Below are 20,735 nucleotides of genomic sequence, written 5' to 3'. Positions count from 1 at the left end.
GTGGTGCCCCCCAAGCTATCGACTACAATTCCGCCTGAAATCAGCTGCGCGGATTCAATGCCCGTCGGCTGTCAGGGGTGCGTGATGAGCACGGTCTTCATCTGGAACAACAACGAAGTCACATTCGGGAGGAGCTACCCCGGGCACGCGTCCCTGAACATCGACGGCACCTGGCCGCAAACGTATGCGACCAATCACGAGCACCGACACGTGAGTTGGTTCCCCGGCAATAACCAGTCGCACTCGGGCCATGATCAGGCCGATCCCAAGCTCAACGTCCTGCAAGACCTCGTCGCCGAGGGCTACGCGCCGGACCACATCATCCGCATTCCGTCGAACGGGATCCAGGAGCCGGCGATGCGCGCCGCGTGGGACGAGATCCGCAACAAGGCGGTCGTTTGGGGCAACGTCGCCATTAACGGAGCGAACGTGGCGTACCGCCAGAACAACTCCGGTGCGAGCTATCGCTTCCTCGTCAAGAATTGCAGCGTGATCGTCCAGCGCGTGCTGAAGGCGGCGAACTTCAGGTCCAGCAACTGGGACTTCGTGCGCATGCACTCCGCGATCTGGACGCCGCTCAACGTCAAGCGCATGGCGCTCTGCTTCACCGGCGCGCACACGATCACCTGGGCGCACTTCGTTGGCGAGCTGCGGATCGCGAACACGCTCACGCAGCTCGAGCACGATACGCTCGTCAACTTCCAGCGCCGGCACGACCGCCATGGGAGCTCGGGGGCGCCGGCTCGGAACCAGTCCAATCACCCCACGTTCGTACGGCCTCACTGGTGGGGAAACCACCAGAGCGCGGCCGGCAACGCGGCCATCGTGAATTACATCCAGCATATCGGAGACAACCCGCGCGCCGGCGGGCACTGACGCGGCATGCGAAGCGGGCCCCGGCGCAGGGGTCACTCCAGCTGACATGGTGGCGCGCCCCGGCATCCGCAAATATCGTCGCGGGACTCGCAGTAGATGACTCAAGAAGCGTGCTTCGAGTCCTCGATGGTGCCCTCCAGGTTTCGGCGGGCCTCCTCCAGCTTCCTCAACTCCGCGTCCTCCTATCCATCCTTGGAGACATTGGAGCAGGCGGAGGAGCGCGGGTGGGAATACCCGTGGAGGCAGATGCACCGGGACGTCTCTGTTCTTTCAGCATCCGGTGCAGTAGCGGCTAATGACAGAGCCCCGTTCCACCTGGAGTCGGAGGCTCTGATGATCAGCATCTTCAAAGATAGCGTCGGCAGACTCCGCAATGGCTGGTGGATCCTCATCTTCTTTTTCACCCTGGGTGCCCTGGTCGTACCAGCGACTGTTTACGCTTCCTCATTGGGAGACTCCGTCAGCCCATCCCTCCAGGCGTCATTGGCAGTCATCGCCACCTGATCCTGGCTCTGGCCGCGGCGCTGATGTGGCGCAGATGTGCGCCCCCATCCGATGCGGAAAGGGCCGAAGTCGGAGGCCTCGGGGTCCCCCAAAAAAGAAAACGGGCTGGGAACTCTCGCGCAGGGGTGGCCACGGGCACATGATGTTCCCTGGAGGTCACACGTGAGGCGCAGGTGGCGACAAAGGGCGTTCGTGCAGGTGGTGATGGCGGTGCTGGCGGCAGGTTGCGGCGCATCGAATGGTTCAAAGCCCCCGGATGAGCCTCCCCGCGACTGCGTTCCCTCCGGCGGTGCCACGGGCGCCCCCGGAACCATCGAGGAGGCGGTGGCGCTCATCAACTCCCTGCCCCGCCCCACTTCCGTGGCCTGCCTCGTGGAGAGTCTGGACCGGCCCCTGCGGCTGAGTGCCACGGAGAGCGACTTCAGCGCGCAACCCGCGCATGGCCGGCGCAGCCCTCGCATCTTCCTGTTTTCGGGCCCCCTTATCCTCTCGGTCGTCCCCGACGGCCCGGGAGCGGAGGTCGTCGAGTTCAGCCAGCTCGACGCCTCCGGCCGCTCCATCAAGGGAGAACTGGCCTTCCCCATCGAAGCCGAGGTGCCCCCCGAGGCGCCCTACACGAAGGTCATGTTCCAGTCCGACCTCACCGTCTGCGCGTTCTGTCACGCGGACGAGAAGCCCGCTTATCGCGTGGGTAACGCGTGGGCCTACTCCTCCCAGGCGCTTCGCCCGGTGAGCTCCTCGCTCGTCCCGCTCGAAGAGCTCCGGCGGGAAGCCTCCACCTGCGACGCCTCCGTCGAACCCGAGCGCTGCCGACTCCTTCAGGAACTCTTCGAGCACGGCATGCCACGCGCTCACGCCTTTCCCTCGTCACTCCCGACCTTCCCCTGATTCATGCCCCAAAAGCAGCCCGGTGCGCCTTCCTGGAAGGCTTCTCCCTGCATTCCAATACGCACCCCCATGCCAACGACAGGCAGGGGCTGGAGCGGCTGTGCCGCCATGGGGCGCGTGGCGCGCTGGCGCTGGAGCGACTGTCGCGGATGGAGGATGGCCGCCTCGCGTACCGGATGAAGCATCCGCTGCCCGACGGCACTACGCGCCTCTTCTTCACCGGGCTGGAGCTCCTCCGTCGTCTGGCGTCGCTGGTGCCTCCGCCTCGGACAAACCTCACAAGGTTCCACGGCATCTTCGCTCCAGGCGCGAAAGTGCGGCCATTTCTGCTCCCTCAAGCGGGGGCGGAGCCGGGGCTGGAGGAGGAGAGCCCGGCCCAGGCTGCGACGGTGGAGTCGACGATGGAGCGCACGCCGCGATTGGATTGGGCGGGACTGCTGCGCCGGACGTTCGCGCTGGATGTCTTCGCCTGCTCTCGGTGTGGAGGCCGTAGGAGGGTGCTGGCATACCTGACGGCCCCCGGTGGGGGGCGCGCCATTCTGGAACACCTGGCATTGCCCTCGCGGCCTGCGAAGCTGGCCCTGGCACAGGGTCCACCCCAGAGCGTGTGGTGTTGAGCTCAAGCACCCACAGTGACCTGGAAGCCCACGCCCTTGCGGCCTGCCGCCTGGCTGGGCCGCTTGGGCCGGCATGTGCCCCGAGGGGCGGTACGGCCTCTGCTCCGGCCCGGCGCACAGCCCGCGCGTCACCCTCCAGCCGCCCTTCTTGACCCCTCTTCACCAGCCCGCCGCCCTCAACAGGGCTCCTATCCATCCTATACTTCCACACCGCCCGCCATGCTCCAGCCGCAAAGCAAGACGCCAGCCCAGGTGGAGCAAAGACTTCTCAACACGTCTTTCATCGAAGAATCCCCCACTTCGAGTGGAGTTGGATTCCTATCATACGAATGTCTCGACAAAGAACTCCTGGTCCGACCATTTGGAATTCAACTAAAATTCATTCTGGCATTTCGCATGAAATGGCAGGGGATTAGAGCACCTCGGCAGGAGATGAAGCCGTGTCCCTGGCGAACATTTAGAGGGTTACGATTGCCAAGATGCTCGCCGCCGCTGGAGGTCGCTGATGGAGCCGTCCCCCGAAGAGTTCATGCGCGAGGCCATCGCCCTGGCCCGCACCAACATCGAGTCTGGTGGCCGTCCATTCGGGGCCGTGCTCGTGCGCGACGGTCGGGTGATCACGCGCGCGGTCAACGAGGTCAATCAAACGAAGGATCCCACCGCCCACGCCGAGCTTCTGGCCATTCGCAATGCGAGCAAGAGCCTCGGTAGCGCCAGCCTGAGCGGCTGCATCATCTACGCCAGCGGGCATCCCTGTCCGATGTGTCTGGCCGCCATGCACCTGTGCGGTATCCAGGGCGCCTATTTCGCTTACTCCAACGAGGAGGGCGAAGCCTTCGGCCTCTCCACGGCGCAGATCTACGCGCAGTTGGCCCGCGGGCCCCAAGCCCAGTCCCTCCCCTTGCGGCCTCTACGCCCGGCGGACGAGCGTGGACTGTACGACGAGTGGAAGCGCCATCGGGAGTGACTGGCGGGAGCATCGCTCGGGCGGCCCCGTCAGCGGCCCTTCGGTGGAACCGGAGGCACGGCCACTCCCGCCTTCTTCGCGGGCGCGCCGATGCCCTGGACGAACGCCTGCACCGCCTGGATCTGCTGCTGCGTGAAGATGAACCGCGAGTCTCCCTTGTCCATCTCCTTGGAGCCGCCCGAGATGGCGCGCGTCAGGTAGGGGTACTCGCTGAGGAGCCCCTTCACCGCGAGGATGACCTGGCGGTCCAGCACGTTGCCCAGGCCTTCCAGCCGGCTTCGGGACTGGCAGGGCTTGCCCGCGTTGACGTCCGCCTTCAGCGTGGCGGCCATGCGGGTCAGCTCCTTGGACTTCCGCACGTCGCGCAGGCCCTCCCCCATCCGGGCCAGCGTCTCCTGGAGGGTGCGCGCCGTGAACATCTGCACGTCGCGGTGCAGGAGGCTCCAGCCCACCTGGAACAGCTTCACCAGTTCCTGGCGCTCCAGCAGGCCCGCGGCGTCGTCGACGGTGGGGACGCCGGGCCGGTCGCCAGCGGCGTCGCGCAACAGCCGCTCCATGCCCAGGTTGCAGACCGCCACCGCCGCGTCCGCCGCCTCCAACGGACGGAACGCCCGGCCCGCGTAGACGCACCCGGAGATGAGGACGTTGGCCAGGTAGCCGAGCTCCCGCAGCCGGTCCATGTAGGCCTTGGGCTCGCGGTCGCGCACGGCGAGGACGGCCAGCTTGAACAGCGGCTCGGAGTGCGCCGCCCGCGGCTCCCCGGCGGCGAGGAGCGGGGGCTGCGCCGGCGCCTCCAGCACCTCCGCCTCGCGCAACTCCTGGAGGAACTTCTCCACCTTCCGCGATGGCGCGCCCCGCGGCAGGGCCTGCGCGGGCCCCTTCTTCGCGGACTCCCTGGCGGCGCGATCCAGTGACTTGAAGTAGGACTGGGTGATGGGGTCCGCGTCGCGTGAGGCGATGAGTTCCTCCGTGGGGGTGACGCGCGCGAGGTTGAGGAAGCTGGCCGCCGACGAGGGCGCCACGTAGCCCTCCGCCTCGCGCCGGTCCTCGCGGTCCGCCGCGACGTCCGACTCCAGCATCTCCTCGCTGTTGAGGACGTTGTAGAGGCCGCCGTTGTCGTCGATGTACTCCGTGGAGATGTAGCAGCAGCGGTCCAGCATCCGCATCAGGAAGTCATGGTGGTTCTTGTCCAGTTCCACCAGGACCGCGATGAGCGAATCCCAGCCCTGATGGTCCCTGGTGATGATCTGGTATTCGGAGAACTCCTCATACAGACAGCTCTCGAGCGCCTTGTCCGTCAGGCCATCGTCGTCCGAACGGCTGCTTCCAGATATCCGCTCGGCCAGCGCGTCGATGTTGATGACCAGCACATGCTTGCAGACGGCCAGGGTGACCAGGTCCTCGTCCAGCTCCGCCAGCTTCCGCGCCGCGAACTCCGCCCCCGCCTCCATCATCACCTGGAGCCAGAGACCGAAGCGCTCCGCGTCGAAGGTCGGGTCCTTGCCAGGCTTCGCGCTTCGCCAGAGGTCCTCGTCGAAAATCTTCTTGAGCTGCTCGGTCGTCGCCAGCGCGACGATCTCCCCGGAGTCCTCCAGGCCGATGTGGTCGATGAGCTTGGAGAGCACGGGGGCTTCCAACCCCTGCACGATGCCGACCAGCTCTGGCTCCTCCAGGATGCGCGTCAGGAATTGCCGCGAACGGCTGTTCGAAGAGGCCGACAAGGCTTTCGTCATGACATCTCCCCAGGCAATGCGCCTGCATCACGGAGCTTCGCCAGACGAATCCTAGAACGATCCAGTCAAGGACCCCCATCTTTCCTTGGCGTTCTGTCGCCCCCCAGGAGCCGTTTCCACCAGGCCTGCCTCCCCGGTTTCAGGAAGCAGGCCTGCTTCTGGGTTACAGCGCGTAGCGCACGCGGAAGCCGTGGATCAGCACACTGTCGTTGATGGCCGACTTGACCGCGAAGCCGAAGTTCACGCGCGTGGGCAACCGGATCTTCTTCCGGGCGTACTCCGGCGTCTCGGGTGACGCGTTGTGGGCCGTGCCCGCCAACGTGACCTGCACCCCGCTCAAGCCCAGCGCGGAGTGACAGCGCCGGTCAGCGCAAGGCCAGGCGACAATGCACGTCTTCCTGGGGAAGCGATCCGTTCTCCAGGAAGGCGTTGAACACGTCGTCTACGCAGGAAGTGCCCTGGCCGTAGGCATAGTGTCCTCCGGCCTCGACGCCGACCCACGCCGCGCGGGAGCCCAAGGCCTTGCGCATGCCCAGCCCGGACTCCCACGGCGTCGCGTTGTCGCGGCGATTCTGCAGGAGGAGGATGTTCCGGGGGCCCTGGTCGGAGACCGGGACGGGCGGCTCCATCGGGGTCATCCAGAACGCGCAGGGCCAGATGTTCGCTGGCATTCCGGCGGTGAGCGGATGGGCGGCCCGGTCCACGGCGGTGGTCATCCGGTAGTGCTCGATGTCCGTCGGCCAGTTCACGTCACCACAGGTGAGCGAGAGGAAGACAGCGGTCTGGTTGTCCCCGGGAACGCCTGCCTCCGTTGGCTCCTGCGCGAAGAGCTGCTGGAGCGCGGCCCCTTCGCCGTCGCCCTCGTCGGAACTGCCGCACCCCACCGCCAGCATGGAGAGAAGAACCAGGAAACACGTCGCCGTCTTCATATCGTCCTCACGAAAGTCCACAGGGAAAACTGGCCCTATGGGGAGGAGACACGCCGGACGGCGGCGTTGCAGAGAGTCGACAGCCACATCGGAAGGAGCCCGGCTCCTTACGCCTTCTTCACGAACTCCGACTTGAGCCCCATCGCCCCGATTCCATCGATCTTGCAGTCGATGTCGTGGTCGCCGTCAACGAGGCGGATGTTCCGGACCTTGGTGCCGACCTTGACCACCGTCGACGAGCCCTTGACCTTCAAGTCCTTGATGACGGTGACGCTGTCGCCGTCCTGCAGCAGGTTGCCGTAGGCGTCGCGCACCTCGCGCTTATCCTCCCCCGGCTCGACGGCAGCGGCTGTCGCCCACTCATGCGCGCACTCCGGGCAGACGTAGATGCTGCCGTCTTCGTACGTGAAGGCGGAGTTGCACTTCGGGCAGGGGGGCAATGTGCTCATGTCGGTTCCAGAGTAGGGAAGCACGGAGGCATATACACGAGCGGCAAGCCGCGGGGCTCCCATTCCATCCCCCGCCCTCATCTCAGGGAGGTGCGGCCTTCGCGCTCGCGGGTTCGCGGAACGGCGTCACCCCCTCGGCGGAGAGGCTGAAGAACTCGAAGGTATGCGGCTTGGCCCCTTCGCCATCCACCTCCCGGATCCGGGCGCGCATCTTCGCGCGCGCCTTCGCGTTGCCCTCCGGGAAGATGACGAGCGACTCGCGATGGGGAATCGACACCAGCAGCTTCGTGTCCTTCAACGCACGGGCAGCAAAGGTGTGAAGCCGTGGCAGCACGAGGCAGGTGGCAATCAGCCAGGCTCCGGAGAGGGTGATAGCGGGGGCGGAGCCGGGGCTGGAGGAGGAGAGCCCGGCCCAGGCTGCGACGGTGGAGTCGACGATGGAGCGCACGCCGCGATTGGATTGGGCGGGACTGCTGCGCCGGACGTTCGCGCTGGATGTCCTCGCCTGCCCCATCGTGCGTCGCGCCGCGGTTCCTCCTGGGCTCCTGAGGGATCCTCGCGGTGCTTCCATGGTGTGATGGCTCCCGGAAGGGAGCACCGGGACATGGTGGAGAAGCAGGACTGGGGGAGGGATGCCTCCGCGCAAGAAGTGTGGGCCCACGTGGAAGCGGCGGGAACGCCCGGATGGCGACACGAGCTGGCCTCCTGGTGGCGGGGAGTCTCCGAGAAGGGCGTCCTCTTCCACGAGGGAGACCTGGAGGCCGACTCGCTCGTCATCGGCCCCCGGCCGCTCGTTGTCTCTGGCAGCGTCCGGCTGAAGGGCCTGCTCGAGGACGGCCACGCGGCGGACCACACCCTCCTGGTGGTGCTGGGAGATTTGGAAGTGGAGAACGTGGCGACGTTCTCCGCCATGTTCATCGCGGGCAACGCCCGGATCCGGGGGCTGCTCTTCGGCGACTCGTATGGGGATGACGTCTTCTGTGTCGGCGGTGGGCTGAAGGCGCGCGCCCTCGTCGAGCAGCACCACCACCTCTGGGTGTTGGGCCCGCTGGACGTGGACGTGCTCGTGGGCGACAAACTCACCGCGACGGAGAAGCCCCGCAGGAAGCTGGAGCCGCACGAGGCGCTCCTGCCGGGGGCCTTCACCGTGGAGGACGAGGACGAGGGCGACGTCACCGACTCGACGGTGGACCGGAAGGGGCTCCTCACGAAGCTGCGAGCGGGGGATCCCCTGCTGGCGGACACCCGGCTTGGCCCCGTGGAGAAGGCCATCGCCGCCGTGAAGGAGCAGGCGGCGCGAGGCGAGAAGGCGACGCGACTGGGGCTCTCGCAGAAGAAGCTGAAGGCCATCCCCGAGGAGGTTTTCTCCCTCACCGGGCTGGAGAGCCTCAACCTGGACACCAACGACATCGCGGAGATTTCCCCGCGCATCGGCGAGCTGCAGGCACTGAAGAACCTCAGCCTGGAGAGCCTGCCGCTGACGACGCTTCCGGTGGAGCTCTGCCGCCTCCCCGCGCTGAAGAAGTTGAGCCTCCGCTACTGCAACAACCTCACCCGGCTCCCAGACGCGTTCGGCGAGCTGGAGGCACTGGAGGAGCTGTACCTGGACGCGATGGCGCTGGAGGGCTTCCCCGAGGTGCTGACGCGGTTGCCTCGGCTGAAGAAGCTCTGGTTCTGGCGCTTCTTCAAGATGACACCGGGCCGGGTCCAGGTTCTGGTGGATGGGATTGGGCGGATGCCGACGCTGACGCATGCCGGCTTCTTCCAGGGGGAGCTGTCCACGTTGCCGGGGGGACTCGCGCCACTCGCCCGGCTCAAGCAGTTCAAGCTGGGGCTGGACCGCGTCCCGGAGCCGGAGGTGAAGCGGCTGGAGGCGGCGCTGCCTCCTGGACGGCTGCACGTGGGGTACTGATCCGTTGAGGGACGGCATGGCCCTCCGGGAGCCAAGACGGCTTCGCGCCCCGTGGTGACTTATGACGTGGTCGGGGAGACAGGATTTGAACCCGTGGACACGGGGTACCCCAAACCTGAAGTTGCCCCGGTTCCGCAGAGCGTTCCGCGCTTTCGCCCTCAAGCGGCAGCGCGGTGCTCCTTCTCGTAACCAGCGGGTGACTCGGAGTCCACCGCGGGCCCGCTACAGCAGCCCGTCCAGCCAGGTGAGCTGCGCGTCAATCGTCTCTGAAATGGCGAGCGGCTGTTCCGACGTGCTCGGGTCGGTGTACGGATTGCCAATCTCCTTGTGCTGCCACTTCACCCAGGTCTGCTTGTACCAGCCCCAGTCCAGGTCGGTGCCCGTCGAGGGGGGCGTGGCGCCCGCGTACCCGGAGAAGGCTCGGATGCCGGTGGCTGGCGCGACCTCCTGGCCCCCCACCACCTGATACAGGTGCAGCCGCGCGCGGCGGGGGAACTGGGAGGACAGGTTGGTGGCCCACGCGCCGTAGAACGTGCCCCAGGGGCGCACGGGGTTGTTCACCTTGGTGTCGAACGTGCCCAGCTCGCCCTGGCTGTTCCTGCACACGCCATCCAGCGACGACACGTAGACGGTGATGCCATCCAGCGCCGTGTTGGCACGGAGCGCCTGGGCAATTCGCATCACCAGACACCCACCGCGGGAGCTCCCCGCCAGGTAGATGGACCGCGTCTCGGGTCGGACCTGGGCCTGGAGCCAGTGGACGAACCCGTTGACGATGCGCTGCTTCGTGTCGCTGTCGAACAGGTGGTCGAAGTTGTTGTCGTTGACCACGGACAGGTGCGTCCTCCCCGCCGGAAACCAGCCCAGGGCATTGAGCTTCATGGCCAGGGAGCGGCCATCCAGGACCACGTTGGCGCAGGAGACGCCGTCGCAGGACGCGTCCCAGTTGGAGGACTGGCCTGTCACGCCGCTGGAGTGCCCGCTGCTCGAGATCTTCTGCCCGGCGGTCATGAAGACGATGGCCTCGCGCACGCTCGGGGCATCCACCTGGGCGATGCGGATGGCGTGCAGTGTGCTGTCGGAGGCACCGGCCGCGCGGAACTGCTCGAAGCCCGGCGCCGCCTGGTAGTCACCGGAGGCGTTCTTGTAGACGACGCGCCGTGACACCACCGTCCGGCTGCTCCCGTTGGGATAGGCCAGTGCCTGGGATTGTGAGTCCAGGGGCACCTGGGGCTCTCCGGGCAAGTCCTCCGGCCCTGGCGGAGCACAGCCCGTGAGAGTGCCAACCAGCGCCAGGGCAACGCCTGCCCAGAGGGAGATGCGACGAGGGATACCCGAAGTGTGGACCATGGACTGCTCCTGGATTCTGGAGGGAGCCGCGCGGAGCGCAGCGGGGGGCATGTCAGACCAGAACCCGACCGTCAGCGAGTTGTTCGCCGCCGAAAGGTGGTCCTGTGCGACGTATGCCTCCCTCCATGCGGACGCAGGTGTGCAGTCGCGGATCCACGCGCCGAGCCGGAGCTGGGAGGCGGCGGCGCCAGACACCGGGTCGGTGTCTGACGCGGGGCTCTCCGTTGACGACAGGAACTTCGGCCGCGAAGCCACGCTGCTCGCCCAACGCCAGCAGGTGCATCAGCGTGCCCGCGCACGTCATCCCGAGCGCTGGAGCCGTGACACCCGCGACTGGACGCCCGCAGGTCCCGTTCGCCTCGACCCCTCACCGGAAGTGCAGGAGTTGAAGCACATCGGCTGAACCCTCTCACGCGGCAACTACCTTGACGCTCACCGGTCGCGAGAAAGCGCTCGTCCACCTTGGCCTCGCCACTACCCGCGCGTCTGTCACTTCGACGTCACCACGTGGGCCAGGAAGCCAGGGCCGTACTCGCCTCTATCCACCACTTTGGCCGGAGGCGGGGCGGTGACGACGCCCCGGCCGCACGCGCACGCCAGCACCTCCTGCACGTGCACCTGCTTCTCGAAGCGGGCGGGCACGTACTCGTACACCACCGAGGTGCGGCCCTTGCCCAGTGGCTTCAAGTCCTCGCTGCCGCACGCGCAGCGGCTCGCCTCCGTCTGGCGCTTCCTCGACACGACGCGAGCGCGGCCTGACTGGCGCGCTGGCAACCCCACCCTGGCCGCGTCCCTGGCGCGGCTCGGCTTCTAACCCTGCCTCACCCAACGAAAGGCCATGCCCATGCTGCGATGTCTCGCTGTCCTCCTCTCGCTGTCCCTCGTCCTCCCCGCCGTCGCTTTCGCCCAGGAGGCCGGCGCCCCGGACCCCTCCAACGTGGAGTCCTTCGCGCGCCTCGTCCTCGACGCGGTGACGGCTCGTAACTGGGCCCTCGTCGCATCCCTCGGCGTCGTGGCCCTCGTCTACGTGCTGCGCCGGTACATGGGGACCTGGTGGCCGGTGTTGCGCACGGCGCGGGCGGGCGCGGCGCTGGCGGTGCTGCTGTCCGTCGCGGGCGCGGTGGCCAATGCGCTGCTGGCCGGGGAAGCCTTCACGATGGCACTGCTGCTGAAGGCGGTGGCCATCGGCCTCGGTGCGGCCGGTGGCTTCTCCGTCGTGAAGGCGCTCCTCTTCGGCGACGCGGACGCGGAGGCCGTGCGCAAGGCCGGAGAGGTGGCGGCCGGGGAGATTGCCGGCAAGGCGGCGGCGGTGGCCGCGCTGGAGTCCCTCAAGCCGGGCGACAAGGCGTGAAAGCCTGGGTGCTCGCGCTGGCCCTCGTCCTCGCGGGGCCGGCGCACGCCGAGGGCGAGGTGTTGGACGTGGCGCGCGCCACCGTGACGCTTCAGGACGGGCGCACGGTGGCGGTATCCGAGGGCTGCTGGCTGTCCACGGAGCGCTGCGTCCTCACGGCCCGCGAGCTGCGGCGCCTGGAGGCGGAGAACGCGGAGCTGCGTCGGCAGTCCTCCAGGGTGCCCGTGGCGGCGGTGCTGCTGGCTGTGGCCGTGGGCCTGGGGGCTGGTTTCGCGGCGGCCCGACTCGCGAGGTGAAGTGGCAACGCCCCACCTGCAATGAAGTCCTCCACGGCCATTCCTGGCGATGGAGGTTTCCGCGTCTGGTAGGGTTCCGCTTCGGAGAGCCTCCGTTGCCGCGACTTGCTGCCCTTATCGTCCTGCTGCTGGGGACCGCTGTCCCTGCCCAACCCGCTCCATCCTCCCGCGAGCGCCAGGAGCGGCGTCTTGCCCTACCGGATGGCCCCTCGGAGCCCGTGCCGGAGTTGCACGTCGCGGCGGGCGCCGTCACTTTGCTTCTCTTCGATGCGCCGCTGGACCGAGCCTCTGTGGAACTGGAGGGCCGCGAGCGGTTCCGCCTCGTGGACGTCGGCGAGCGCATCCTCGCGTTGGAGCCTGCGGCGGACCTGGGCCCTGGTGAGCGGCTGGGGCTGCGGGTGCGGTACTCCGATGGTGCGCGGCCCGAACAGGCCGTCTTCGTTCTCGTGACCCAGCCGGCTGCGTTCGATGGTCGGGTTCAAGTCTTCCGCCGAGCGCAGTCGATTCCCGCGCTTCAGGCAGAGTTGGCGGAGGTACGTGCCGAGATTGCCGCGCTTCGGGCTCGTAGCGAAGTGAGCAGTCCGGCAGGGCTCGCCCTGGCGGGACTCTTGGACGAGAACGGGGTCGTTGCCAGGAAGATTGAGCCGCAGCTTAGACAGGAGGGCCAGTCCTCGCTGCGTGTCATGGGCGGCTTCATCCTTCGCGCGCCTGCCTGGGGATTGGTGTCCGTGCAGGTGATGAACTTGGGCAAGGCGCCCTGGGCCCCTACGGAAGCGCATCTCACCAATTCAACGGGGGGCGTACAGGTGCCGGTGCTCGGCGTGCGCATGAAGCAACCCCGGATTGGGCCCGGAGAGGTCGGCACCGTTGTGGTGGCGACGGAAGCTCCCACCTGGAACGTGGGCACGCTGTTCCGCTTGGAATTGGTGGATGAGGCAGGCACTCGTCATCTTCTCCTTCCGCGTGTAGCGCTGTAGAGGGGCTGCCATGTTGACTGTCATCCACCATCCGGCATCGCTCCCGCCCGGCTACCAATTTGACGGCTGGCGGGTGGTGGAGTTGCTGGGGGCGGGCACCTACGGTGCCGTGTACCGCGTGGAGAAGGGCGGCCAGCACTGCGCGATGAAGATCGCCATGCACCGGCCGGGAAGCGGCGACGCGGAGCAGGCGGACGCGAGGTTGATGCGCGAGGTGGGGTGCCTCGTCCACCTTCGCCACCCGAACATCGTCGGCATTCATGCGTACGGACGCTGGCCGGATATCGATACGGGCTGGCTGTACGTCATCCTCAAATACGTGGAGGGCTTCACGTTGGCGGAGTGGGTGGAGCGGATGCACCCCACGGCGCAGGAGGTGGTCCGTGTCTTCGAGAAGCTCGCGGGCGCCATGGATTACATGCACGGGCGCGGCGTCTTCCACCGTGACTTGAAGCTCGCCAACATCATGGTGCGCGCCAAGGACGGCGAGCCCGCCATCCTCGACTTCAGTGCAGGCGACTACACGCACGCCGAGGACTTGACGGACGCCCCTCTACCGCCCGGCACTCGCCGTTACCGCTCCCCTGAGGCTGCGCGCTTCTTCAAGGAGCACGGGGACGAGAAGGGCGCTCGATACGAGTTCAAGGTCACGGATGACGTCTACGCCTTGGGTGTTTGCCTCTATGACGTGCTGACCACACCGGCCCCTGCGAGCGGGGCCCCGAAGGCGACCGTCGAGGGACGCTGGGTGCCCAAGCCCGCCCGGGAGTTGAACGCGCGGGTGCCGGCGGGACTCAGTGACGTGGCGATGCGCTTCATCGCGCGTGAGCCCGCGCAGCGCCCGCCTTCGGCGGAGGTGATGCGCCGCGAACTGGCGGCCCTCGCGGGCGAAGCGGGACCGGAGTGGGCCGTTCCCGTCCACGTCCCCTCGTTGAAGCCCCCGACCGCTCCCGCCTCCAACACGGATGAGGAAACGCCCCCCGCCCGTCGCGTGAGGAGGGCCCGCGCCGTGGACGCCGGAGTGGCGATCCTCGTCGTGGCAGCCGTGGCGGGGGCCTTCATGTGGCTGCGTCCCGCGTCACATCCTGTCTCCAGTGAGGACGTTGAGCGTCCGCCCGCCCCCACTTCGCCTGGGGACGCGGGAGTTGTCTCCCTCGTTCCTGCGCCCATGTCCCTCCAGGATGCGGGCCCCTCACCTGACGCGGGCGACGTGCTGACCGCGTCGTCCCCTGGGGTAGCTTTGCCCCCACTTGAATCTGTCCGGAAGGAAAGCTCCGCCGTGAAGCGTGCTCCCATCGTCGCAAGCCCGTCCACCTCCCTGGACAAGAAGGCCCCCGCCACCAGCGCCAGGGCGGATTTCCTCGCGAAGTGCGCTGCGGCGAGCGCCGCCGTGGCCTTGCAGCTCGGGTGCCCTGGTAGTTCCCAGGTACGTCCCGAATCAGGGGCGTGCCCCGAGGAGGCGCGCAAGGCCATGTTCAATGCGCCCAATGAGGGAGGGCTCCTCCTGACAACGCGGTCGGCAGTGGATCTCACCATCGACAAGAGCCAGCCGGGCTATCCAGGTGATGAGGGTGTCTTCAGAGATGGGCCCGTGACAGGAGTTGTCTATGGGGGCACCCGAGGAATTCCCAAGGGTACGGTGCTTTATGGACGCTCGTGGACTGGGGACGGTACATTCCTGCTGGTCCGCTACACCGAAGCGCGCTTCCCGGACGGACGCACGCTTCCCGTGTGCCTTGCGATTGGGAAAGACGGCCCCCAGGAAGCATGGCCGGGTTCCAAGCCTGGAGCCGTCGTCTACTCTCGCGCTGGTGTGGCCTACGTCGTTGACCGCTGGCCCTGAGTCCGGAACGTAAAGACTCGTTGCGTTTCCGTCGCGGCGGGGCCCATTCCGGGGATAGCAGGGAAATTCGAAATAGACGACCCGTGGCGTCGTTCACGCGTGGAGGCAGCCGGAGGTAGCTTTCCGTCTGCCTTTGCGCGGCTCCCCTGCGCGGGCATTCAGGAGCCCCCTTCATGTCCAGTGGTGCTGACTCCCGGCTCGCCGGGGGCACGGTCCTCTTTTGCCAGGGTGATACCACCTACGAGTTCTTCCAGGAGCTAGGCATTGGTCGCAATGGCGAGCGCGTCCTGTTCGCCCGGCCCCGGACGCCCTCAGGCTACAAGGGGAAGGTCATCGTGAAGTGCGCCCCCCTGCCGGAAGGGGCCGTGCCGGAGAAGTTCCAGCGGGCGCGTGCGCGGCTGGAAGAGGAGGTGCGGCTGGCCCAATTCCTCCAGCACCCCAACATCGCCCGCGTCCATGGCCTCTTCGAGATGAAGTTTGGAGAGGCACGGGGCCTGGGAGCCGTCATGGAGTGCGTGGAAGGCTTCAGCCTGAACACCCTCCTCACCATCGCCCAGATGCGCGGGCGCTACTTCTCCGAGGCCTTCGTCCTCTACGTGGGCGCGGAGGTGGCGGCGGCCCTGGCGCATGCGCACACTCGCACGGACGACGCGGGCAACTCGCTGGGCATCGTCAACCGTGACATCAACCCCGGCTGCATCCGCCTGCGCCCCAACGGGGGCGTGGTGCTGACGGACTTCGGCGTCGCTTGCTCCCAGCTGCAAGGGCGCCTTGCCACGACGCTGCCGCGCCCTCCAGGGGAAGTCATCTACGCCTCACCGGAGGCACTGGCAGGAGAGGTGGCGGACGCGAGAAGCGACCTCTTCTCCCTGGGGCTGGTGCTGCTGGAGTTCGCCACGGGGCGACACCTCTACTACCCAGGGAATCTCAAGGAGGAGGACGAGGCCCCACAACTCTCGCGGGAGCAGAGTCACCGCGTGCTCGCGGCGCTGGCCACGACGATGGACATGCACTTGCCGCCCTTCGTGGAGGACGCCGTCCAGCGCGCCATGGTGTTCACCGGGAAGGACGTGAAGGAGGCCGCGTTCGGGCTGTCCACCCCGCTGCGCTCCGTCTTCCTCCGGCTGCTGTGCCGGGAGCCGGTGTCTCGCTACCCGACAGCGGGGGCGCTGGAGCTGGAGTTGCGCGGGCAGCTCGCGCGGCTGGGTCCGTACAGCGCGGCGTATGCGGTGAAGGAAGTAGAGACAGCCCTCTTTGAAGGCGGCGAGGCCATGGAGGAGTTGAATCTGCTGGAGGACGAAGGTGGCATCGTCCCGGCCTTTCCGTCGCTGAGTCAGGACGCCATCCGCACAGAGCCGCGCCCGCTGCGAAGCGCCGACGAGACGACGACAGAGCCGGGACCGGGCGCCTTGCGTCTGTCACGGCATTAACAGTCGCCGGCTCGACGCAGCCGACCTTCACCCCTAGGTAGCGGCGCGTGGCCGGTGGGTGCCGAGCTGAATGTCAGACGTGTGTCCTTTGCTCTCCTTGGGAGGTGTCACTCCCAGGGGGCGCGGATGCGAATGACGCGAAGTGGGGCTGTCTGGCTGTGGCTGCTGTTGCCGGTCGCCGCATGGGCCGACGACGTCCCGGAGGTGTCGCCCGTAGAGGAGGAGCGGCGCCCCCTGGACGAGGCCTGGCGCAACCTGCTGCGCGCGGAGGCGACGACGTTGTCCTTCCTGCCGCGCGCTGGCGTCGGCACGGACGAGGGCTTCCTCCAGGTGGAGCCCACCCTTGTCTTCGAGCGAGGCGAGGACTTCGGCCTCAACCTGGGCACGCCCGTGCGGTTGCGCCTCTGGGGCGGTGGAGGGGACGCGGGCTTCGTTCGGAAGGAGGACTGGGACAGCGTCTCGGACTTCGGGCAGGTGGTGCGCGCCCTCAAGCTGGGCTCGGACAACGCGCCTGTGGGCGTCTGGTTCGGCGCGCTGGAGGGCTACAGCCTGCTTTCCGCGCACCTCGTGCGGCGCTACGGCGGGCGCCTCAACCCCGACTACCACCCAGCGGGCGGCTTCCTCACCGGCACCCTGGGGCCCCTCTACACGGAGGCCTTCGTCTCGGACGTGCTGGGCGCGCGCCTCATGGGCGCCGAGTTCTCCCTGGACGTGGAGCACGTTCTCTTCGGCCCGCCCCGAGAGAAGGCGCGTTACACGCTGGCACTGTCGGCGGTACACGACTGGGGCCGCGCCGGAGGCCGGACGCCCTCGGTGACGCTGGCGCACCTGGACGCCATGGCCGTGGTGGTGGTGCGGCCCACCTACGAAGTGCACGTCCAGGCGGGCTGGGGTGGCCGGCCCGGGGAAGGGGGTGCCTGGGGCGCAGTGGTGGGCGCGGGCGTGGACGCGAGGACGCCCACGTTGCGCTTGCTGCTGCGTCTGGAGGGGCGTCGGCAGCACGGCGGCTTCCGTCAGGGCTTCTTCGGCCCGGACTACGAGTTGGCGCGCTTCAAGGTGGCGGGTCCGGAGGGTGTGCCGCTGGCGGAGGCGTCCTTCCCGGATGGGTATTCAGCCTATGGCGAGGCGGAGGTGGGCTGGGACGCGGTCCACTACTGGGGCGTCCACAAGCACCTGAAGCTGTCGCTGGGGGTGGAGTCCTTCAACTGGGGACGCTTCGACGTGGACGGGCGCGTGGCGGTGCAGCTCATTGGCCGCTCCGTGGAAGTCGCCTTGAAGGGGCTCGCGGTGGGGGCGGGGCAGCCTGGAGCGCGCTACCTGGGCGGGGCGGAGCTGCGCTGGCGTTTGCTGGGCGGGAAGCTCTACGCCATGGGCACGGCGGGCACGCTGCTGTTCCCCGAGGGCGTGGGCACGCTGCGGCCGGGCGCCTTCGCCTCGGTGGGCCTGGGGGTGGACAATGCGCGCTGACGCCTTGCTGCTGGCTGTCGCCATGCTGGCGACGGGTTGCGTTTCGGTGTCGCCCACGCCTCGCCGAAGCATGAGCCTGAGCTACACGCAGCGCCCAGCTCCCACGCCAGAGTGGGAACAGTCGCCGCGCGAGGAGGTGCCTACCTCTCGGGCCCCGCCGCAGCCGTCTCTCGCGACTTCTGCGGAGCAAGGGCGGATGTCGCGCCACCGAAATCTCCGGGAGGACACGGCGGGCATGGCTGGGGCCGTTGGCGGCGGCCTCGCTCCCCGTGACGCGAGGGAAGACGCCTGGGAGAAGCTCCTCACGGCCGCAGGCTTGGAGGTCCATGACTCGCGCCCCCTGGCGGGTGGCTCGCTGGCTCCCACGCAGGCCGCGCGGCTGCTGGAGCAGTTGATGCGGAAACCCGTGACGCTGGGAACCTTTCCGCCCCGCATGGCAGCGGGCTTCCTGCTGCGCGAGGTGCTGGAGGGCGGCGAAGTCTCCCGCGAGGAGCTGCTGCGCCGGGTGGAGCGCTTCGCCCGGGAGCGGGTGGCCGTCCTCCGGCCGGATGGCTACCTCGCGTGGGCCCTCAACGGGAACACGCAGCAGAAGGTGGCGCCTGTCGAGTGGAAGGACGGCGTCTTCCGGGCGGGCAACTTCGAGTTGGGCCTCTTCTACAGCGGCAAGGGCGGCGTCTTTCGTGCCGTGGACGCGCAGCTCCAGGCCTCGGATTGGCGGCCCCTAGCCGAGGTGTACAGCGACGCGGACGTCATCAGTCGCTCGCTGGACGGGGCGCAGGACGCCTTCGTGGAGCTGTACCACGCGCTGGGACAGGTCCTCTCTCGCCCCATGGACAGCATCGCGGCGCTGAGCAACCTTCCTGCGGGAGTCTCGGCCCTCATCGCGTCGTCGCCCGTGTACTGGGAGCGCTTCCGGTACATGACGCAGGGCGAGCAGATCCGCGAGGTCGCGCGACTGACGACGAGCATGTTCGCCACCTGGGGCGCGGCCTCGGCGACGACGCGGACCCTGAAGGGACTGGCGGTGGGAGCGGAGGCAACGGTGCCGGTGCTCTCGCTGTCGGCAGAGGGCGCTTTGGCGTTGGAGCGCGTCGCGGTGCCAGTAGGACGCGCGGCGGCGGTGTTGAGCGGAGGGCCGGGGGCGGCCATCATCCTCCAGAAGGTGGGGGATGCGTCAGGCTCGGGTGGTGGGAACGGTGGAGGTGAGCAGGGCGCCGCGCCTTCGAACGGTCCGAAGGGCTACTCGTCCTTCAAGTCGTTCAAGCGGGCCATGGGGCCGGCAGGGCAGGGGAAGGAGTGGCACCACATCGTGGAGCAGACGGACAGGAACGCGGCACGCTTCGGGCCGCAGGCGCTCCACAACACGGAAAATGTTATCCCGCTCGACAAGGCACTTCATTCCGAGGTCAGCGGGCTCTACTCCTCGATCCGGTATCGGATCACAGGTTCAGAGACGATGACCATTCGGCAGTGGTTGAGCACCCAGTCATTCGAAGCCCAGCGAGCATTCGGGCTTCGTGCCATGGAGAACGTTCGGAACGGAGTGTGGTGATGGAAGATCTTCATGAGATCGTCGCAGAGTTTGCCCGGCATGCGGCTGCGCAGACTGAGGCCATCATGCGAGGCGACCCAAAGACCGGAAACAAGCACGCGAAGCAGTCACTCGCGGCGTTCAAGCGGCTGAGAGCCCATGGAGACGTTGGGCGGGATGCGCTTGCAACCCTCTTCGACCACCCAAGCATGGACGTTCGGACGGCGGCGGCGGCCTTGCTGCTGCGGTATCGAACTGCTGAAGCAAAGGCGGTGTTGGAGGAGGCCGCGAAGGGCAAGGGGCTCATCCCCTTCGAAGCGCAGGAAGCTCTGAAGCGCTGGGAAGAGGGGACCTGGTCCCTGGACCCTGCTTAAGGGGAACTCAATCAGGCTTATCCGAGGAACGAGTCCTCTTGAGGAGGACGCTCACCGGGATATGTGGGCCGTTGTTCCCCAAGAAGGAACAACGAAGGAACAACGTTGAGCGGTCAGAAACGAACGGGGTTGGACGGTTTGACCCGTCCAACCCCGCGTTTTTACTTGTCCCCGACGGGATTCGAACCCGTGTTACCGGCTTGAAAGGCCAGCGTCACCTGCTCTTCACCGGACTGGAACTGTTACGACGTGTGGCGTCCCTGGTGCCTCCGCCTCGGGCAAACCTCACGAGGTTCCACGGCGTCTTCGCTCCAGGCGCCAAACTGCGGCCATTTCTGGTCCCCCAAGCAGACTACACGGATGCGGACTACCGGCAACTCGCCTATGGGCGGCCCCTCCAGTTCCCCGCCGGCCTGCGCTGGAGCTACAGCAACACCAGCTACGTCCTGCTGGGCATCCTGGTGAAAACAGCAGATCGTCCCAGCCCAGCACCGCGCGAAGCCCCGCCACTGCGGCGGCCAGCGTGAATCCGACCACGCCTCCCGGGCGCACGGGAGGCGCAACCAGGCCGCCGGGCGTTTGACCTCCGCGACGTCTAGGCCGTCCAGCAGCATCGCCAGTTGAGTGGCGCCCACCGTCACCGCCTTCGCCTTCGCGTCCACCCGGGGCAGCCCGAATTGGCCCGCCTCCTGCCGCTTGTAGAGAAGCACGAAGCCGCCCCGGCTCGATGGCAGCAACTTGATACGGTCGCCCCGCCGCGAGACGGAAGAGAAGAGGTGCCCCGAGTAGACGTCCTCCCCCTATGCCGTGCGCACCAGCGCCATGAGGCCGTTGATGGACTTCCGCATGTCCACCGGCTCCGTCGCCAGCACTACGCGCACTGACGCAGGCAGCGCGAACATCGCCTCACCGCAACCGCAGCCCGCCGTCAGGGGTGAGCGGCTGGGCGGACTCGCGCAGTGGGGAGTCTTGTCGGCGGCCTCCGGTGGCGCGCACCGGGGCAGGACAGCGAGGAGCAGGACTGCCAGGACGGACGCAAGGGATTATCGGAGGCGCATGGTCGGGGTTTTCGAGATGCCGGCGGTGGCCTGGAGTGTCACGGACACCGCGGGTGCGCAGGATATCGGGTCCGCATTCAATTGACCTTCGGTACAGCCGGCACGCGCGGAGGTGGATGGTGATTGTCGGACTGCCCTCCAGTCATCGCTTGGGATGTCCATTATTCTTGCGATAACCCTCCC

The 20,735-nt window shown here is 67.5% G+C and carries 24 protein-coding genes, 1 tRNA gene and 1 pseudogene; 16 read left to right on the top strand and 10 right to left on the bottom strand.

The window, feature by feature from the left end:
• Positions 1–84 precede the first annotated feature (84 nt).
• From D7X30_RS03915 to D7X30_RS03895, 5 genes are all read left to right on the top strand, one after another.
• Positions 85–876, top strand: a complete 792-nt coding sequence (locus tag D7X30_RS03915; RefSeq protein WP_120561438.1) for a hypothetical protein — start codon at positions 85–87, stop codon at positions 874–876.
• A gap of 333 nt (positions 877–1,209) precedes the next feature.
• Positions 1,210–1,380, top strand: a complete 171-nt coding sequence (locus tag D7X30_RS41885; RefSeq protein ID WP_158619193.1) for a hypothetical protein — start codon at positions 1,210–1,212, stop codon at positions 1,378–1,380.
• A 162-nt stretch (positions 1,381–1,542) separates the two neighbouring features.
• Positions 1,543–2,268, top strand: a complete 726-nt coding sequence (locus tag D7X30_RS41880; protein ID WP_158619192.1) for a hypothetical protein — start codon at positions 1,543–1,545, stop codon at positions 2,266–2,268.
• On the top strand, positions 2,160–2,885 hold the full coding sequence (locus D7X30_RS42600; protein ID WP_233591404.1) for a transposase: 726 nt from the start codon (positions 2,160–2,162) through the stop codon (positions 2,883–2,885). The genes D7X30_RS41880 and D7X30_RS42600 overlap by 109 nt, the downstream gene beginning before the upstream one ends.
• A gap of 505 nt (positions 2,886–3,390) precedes the next feature.
• On the top strand, positions 3,391–3,852 hold the full coding sequence (locus D7X30_RS03895) for a nucleoside deaminase (protein ID WP_120561436.1): 462 nt from the start codon (positions 3,391–3,393) through the stop codon (positions 3,850–3,852).
• 29 nt (positions 3,853–3,881) lie between these two features.
• Here the strand turns inward: D7X30_RS03895 and D7X30_RS03890 are convergent, their stop codons facing one another.
• From D7X30_RS03890 to D7X30_RS41870, 5 genes are all read right to left on the bottom strand, one after another.
• Entirely contained in the window at positions 3,882–5,585 is a 1,704-nt protein-coding gene (locus tag D7X30_RS03890) for a DUF6178 family protein (RefSeq protein ID WP_120561435.1), read from the bottom strand.
• 163 nt (positions 5,586–5,748) lie between these two features.
• Positions 5,749–5,916: a hypothetical protein gene (locus tag D7X30_RS41875; protein ID WP_158619191.1), complete on the bottom strand. Its 168-nt coding sequence runs from the start codon at positions 5,914–5,916 to the stop codon at positions 5,749–5,751.
• A gap of 34 nt (positions 5,917–5,950) precedes the next feature.
• Positions 5,951–6,514: an alpha/beta hydrolase gene (locus D7X30_RS03885; protein ID WP_120561434.1), complete on the bottom strand. Its 564-nt coding sequence runs from the start codon at positions 6,512–6,514 to the stop codon at positions 5,951–5,953.
• Between the two features lie 107 nt (positions 6,515–6,621).
• On the bottom strand, positions 6,622–6,963 hold the full coding sequence (locus D7X30_RS03880) for a zinc ribbon domain-containing protein YjdM (RefSeq protein WP_120561433.1): 342 nt from the start codon (positions 6,961–6,963) through the stop codon (positions 6,622–6,624).
• A gap of 82 nt (positions 6,964–7,045) precedes the next feature.
• On the bottom strand, positions 7,046–7,411 hold the full coding sequence (locus D7X30_RS41870; RefSeq protein WP_158619190.1) for a hypothetical protein: 366 nt from the start codon (positions 7,409–7,411) through the stop codon (positions 7,046–7,048).
• A 156-nt stretch (positions 7,412–7,567) separates the two neighbouring features.
• Between D7X30_RS41870 and D7X30_RS03865 the strand changes: the two genes are divergently transcribed.
• Positions 7,568–8,875: a leucine-rich repeat domain-containing protein gene (locus tag D7X30_RS03865; RefSeq protein ID WP_120561431.1), complete on the top strand. Its 1,308-nt coding sequence runs from the start codon at positions 7,568–7,570 to the stop codon at positions 8,873–8,875.
• Between the two features lie 222 nt (positions 8,876–9,097).
• Here the strand turns inward: D7X30_RS03865 and D7X30_RS03860 are convergent, their stop codons facing one another.
• Entirely contained in the window at positions 9,098–10,102 is a 1,005-nt protein-coding gene (locus D7X30_RS03860) for a hypothetical protein (RefSeq protein WP_233591361.1), read from the bottom strand.
• A gap of 172 nt (positions 10,103–10,274) precedes the next feature.
• Here D7X30_RS03860 and D7X30_RS03855 point away from each other — a divergent pair, with 172 nt between their 5' ends.
• A complete protein-coding gene (locus D7X30_RS03855; protein WP_120561429.1) occupies positions 10,275–10,628 on the top strand; it encodes a hypothetical protein in 354 nt (117 codons plus the stop codon).
• A gap of 86 nt (positions 10,629–10,714) precedes the next feature.
• On the opposite strand, the gene D7X30_RS03850 is transcribed toward D7X30_RS03855, so the two are convergent.
• Positions 10,715–10,966 carry an IS66 family transposase zinc-finger binding domain-containing protein gene (locus D7X30_RS03850; RefSeq protein ID WP_158619189.1) on the bottom strand — a complete coding sequence of 84 codons (252 nt, stop codon included), beginning with the start codon at positions 10,964–10,966 and terminating at the stop codon, positions 10,715–10,717.
• Positions 10,967–11,063: 97 nt separating this feature from the next.
• On the opposite strand from D7X30_RS03850, the gene D7X30_RS03845 reads away from it, so the two are divergent.
• From D7X30_RS03845 to D7X30_RS03810, 8 genes are all read left to right on the top strand, one after another.
• Positions 11,064–11,576, top strand: a complete 513-nt coding sequence (locus tag D7X30_RS03845) for a hypothetical protein (RefSeq protein ID WP_233591360.1) — start codon at positions 11,064–11,066, stop codon at positions 11,574–11,576.
• Positions 11,573–11,872, top strand: coding sequence for a hypothetical protein (locus D7X30_RS03840; protein WP_199724156.1), 300 nt, complete (start codon positions 11,573–11,575; stop codon positions 11,870–11,872). Before D7X30_RS03845 ends, D7X30_RS03840 begins: the two co-directional genes overlap by 4 nt.
• Entirely contained in the window at positions 11,869–12,849 is a 981-nt protein-coding gene (locus tag D7X30_RS03835) for a DUF2381 family protein (RefSeq protein WP_233591359.1), read from the top strand. The genes D7X30_RS03840 and D7X30_RS03835 overlap by 4 nt, the downstream gene beginning before the upstream one ends.
• A 10-nt stretch (positions 12,850–12,859) precedes the next feature.
• Positions 12,860–14,692, top strand: coding sequence for a serine/threonine-protein kinase (locus tag D7X30_RS03830; RefSeq protein ID WP_233591358.1), 1,833 nt, complete (start codon positions 12,860–12,862; stop codon positions 14,690–14,692).
• A 173-nt stretch (positions 14,693–14,865) separates the two neighbouring features.
• Positions 14,866–16,122 (top strand): protein kinase, encoded by a 1,257-nt coding sequence (locus D7X30_RS03825; RefSeq protein ID WP_120561427.1) that lies wholly within the window; start codon positions 14,866–14,868, stop codon positions 16,120–16,122.
• Between the two features lie 126 nt (positions 16,123–16,248).
• Positions 16,249–17,589 (top strand): hypothetical protein, encoded by a 1,341-nt coding sequence (locus D7X30_RS03820; protein ID WP_120561426.1) that lies wholly within the window; start codon positions 16,249–16,251, stop codon positions 17,587–17,589.
• A 235-nt stretch (positions 17,590–17,824) separates the two neighbouring features.
• Positions 17,825–19,141, top strand: a complete 1,317-nt coding sequence (locus D7X30_RS42215) for a hypothetical protein (protein WP_199724155.1) — start codon at positions 17,825–17,827, stop codon at positions 19,139–19,141.
• Positions 19,141–19,494 (top strand): DUF2019 domain-containing protein, encoded by a 354-nt coding sequence (locus D7X30_RS03810; protein WP_120561425.1) that lies wholly within the window; start codon positions 19,141–19,143, stop codon positions 19,492–19,494. Before D7X30_RS42215 ends, D7X30_RS03810 begins: the two co-directional genes overlap by 1 nt.
• Before the next feature lie 169 nt (positions 19,495–19,663).
• Here D7X30_RS03810 and D7X30_RS03805 read toward each other — a convergent pair.
• Positions 19,664–19,735, bottom strand: a tRNA-Glu gene (locus D7X30_RS03805).
• A 10-nt stretch (positions 19,736–19,745) separates the two neighbouring features.
• Between D7X30_RS03805 and D7X30_RS43770 the strand changes: the two genes are divergently transcribed.
• A complete protein-coding gene (locus D7X30_RS43770) occupies positions 19,746–20,021 on the top strand; it encodes a hypothetical protein (protein ID WP_370051367.1) in 276 nt (91 codons plus the stop codon).
• Positions 20,022–20,084: 63 nt separating this feature from the next.
• On the opposite strand, the pseudogene tnpB (D7X30_RS43765) reads toward D7X30_RS43770, so the two are convergent.
• A pseudogene (gene tnpB / locus D7X30_RS43765) lies at positions 20,085–20,279 on the bottom strand (IS66 family insertion sequence element accessory protein TnpB); the annotation flags it as partial.
• Positions 20,280–20,294: 15 nt separating this feature from the next.
• Complete coding sequence (gene tnpB, locus D7X30_RS42210; RefSeq protein ID WP_147443086.1) at positions 20,295–20,396, bottom strand: IS66 family insertion sequence element accessory protein TnpB; 102 nt, start codon at positions 20,394–20,396, stop codon at positions 20,295–20,297.
• Positions 20,397–20,735: the final 339 nt, after the last annotated feature.

The sequence above is a fragment of the Corallococcus sp. AB011P genome (genome assembly GCF_003611605.1).
Classification (GTDB): Bacteria; Myxococcota; Myxococcia; order Myxococcales; family Myxococcaceae; genus Corallococcus; species Corallococcus coralloides.
The sequence above is the reverse complement of the archived record's forward strand: the minus strand, read 5'-3'. Positions and strand labels throughout refer to the sequence as shown.

What these genes read in the sequence shown, in the direction of transcription:
- D7X30_RS03915 (WP_120561438.1), top strand. Translation starts at nt 85, where the DNA reads ATGAGCACGGTCTTCATCTGGAACAACAACGAAGTCACATTCGGGAGG.
- D7X30_RS41885 (WP_158619193.1), top strand. Translation starts at nt 1,210, where the DNA reads ATGATCAGCATCTTCAAAGATAGCGTCGGCAGACTCCGCAATGGCTGG.
- D7X30_RS03895 (WP_120561436.1), top strand. Translation starts at nt 3,391, where the DNA reads ATGGAGCCGTCCCCCGAAGAGTTCATGCGCGAGGCCATCGCCCTGGCC.
- D7X30_RS03890 (WP_120561435.1), bottom strand. Translation starts at nt 5,585, where the DNA reads ATGACGAAAGCCTTGTCGGCCTCTTCGAACAGCCGTTCGCGGCAATTC.
- D7X30_RS03885 (WP_120561434.1), bottom strand. Translation starts at nt 6,514, where the DNA reads ATGAAGACGGCGACGTGTTTCCTGGTTCTTCTCTCCATGCTGGCGGTG.
- D7X30_RS03880 (WP_120561433.1), bottom strand. Translation starts at nt 6,963, where the DNA reads ATGAGCACATTGCCCCCCTGCCCGAAGTGCAACTCCGCCTTCACGTAC.
- D7X30_RS03865 (WP_120561431.1), top strand. Translation starts at nt 7,568, where the DNA reads ATGGTGGAGAAGCAGGACTGGGGGAGGGATGCCTCCGCGCAAGAAGTG.
- D7X30_RS03855 (WP_120561429.1), top strand. Translation starts at nt 10,275, where the DNA reads ATGTCAGACCAGAACCCGACCGTCAGCGAGTTGTTCGCCGCCGAAAGG.
- D7X30_RS03845 (WP_233591360.1), top strand. Translation starts at nt 11,064, where the DNA reads ATGCCCATGCTGCGATGTCTCGCTGTCCTCCTCTCGCTGTCCCTCGTC.
- D7X30_RS03830 (WP_233591358.1), top strand. Translation starts at nt 12,860, where the DNA reads ATGTTGACTGTCATCCACCATCCGGCATCGCTCCCGCCCGGCTACCAA.
- D7X30_RS03825 (WP_120561427.1), top strand. Translation starts at nt 14,866, where the DNA reads ATGTCCAGTGGTGCTGACTCCCGGCTCGCCGGGGGCACGGTCCTCTTT.
- D7X30_RS03820 (WP_120561426.1), top strand. Translation starts at nt 16,249, where the DNA reads ATGCGAATGACGCGAAGTGGGGCTGTCTGGCTGTGGCTGCTGTTGCCG.
- D7X30_RS42215 (WP_199724155.1), top strand. Translation starts at nt 17,825, where the DNA reads ATGGCTGGGGCCGTTGGCGGCGGCCTCGCTCCCCGTGACGCGAGGGAA.
- D7X30_RS03810 (WP_120561425.1), top strand. Translation starts at nt 19,141, where the DNA reads ATGGAAGATCTTCATGAGATCGTCGCAGAGTTTGCCCGGCATGCGGCT.
- tnpB (WP_147443086.1), bottom strand. Translation starts at nt 20,396, where the DNA reads ATGTTCGCGCTGCCTGCGTCAGTGCGCGTAGTGCTGGCGACGGAGCCG.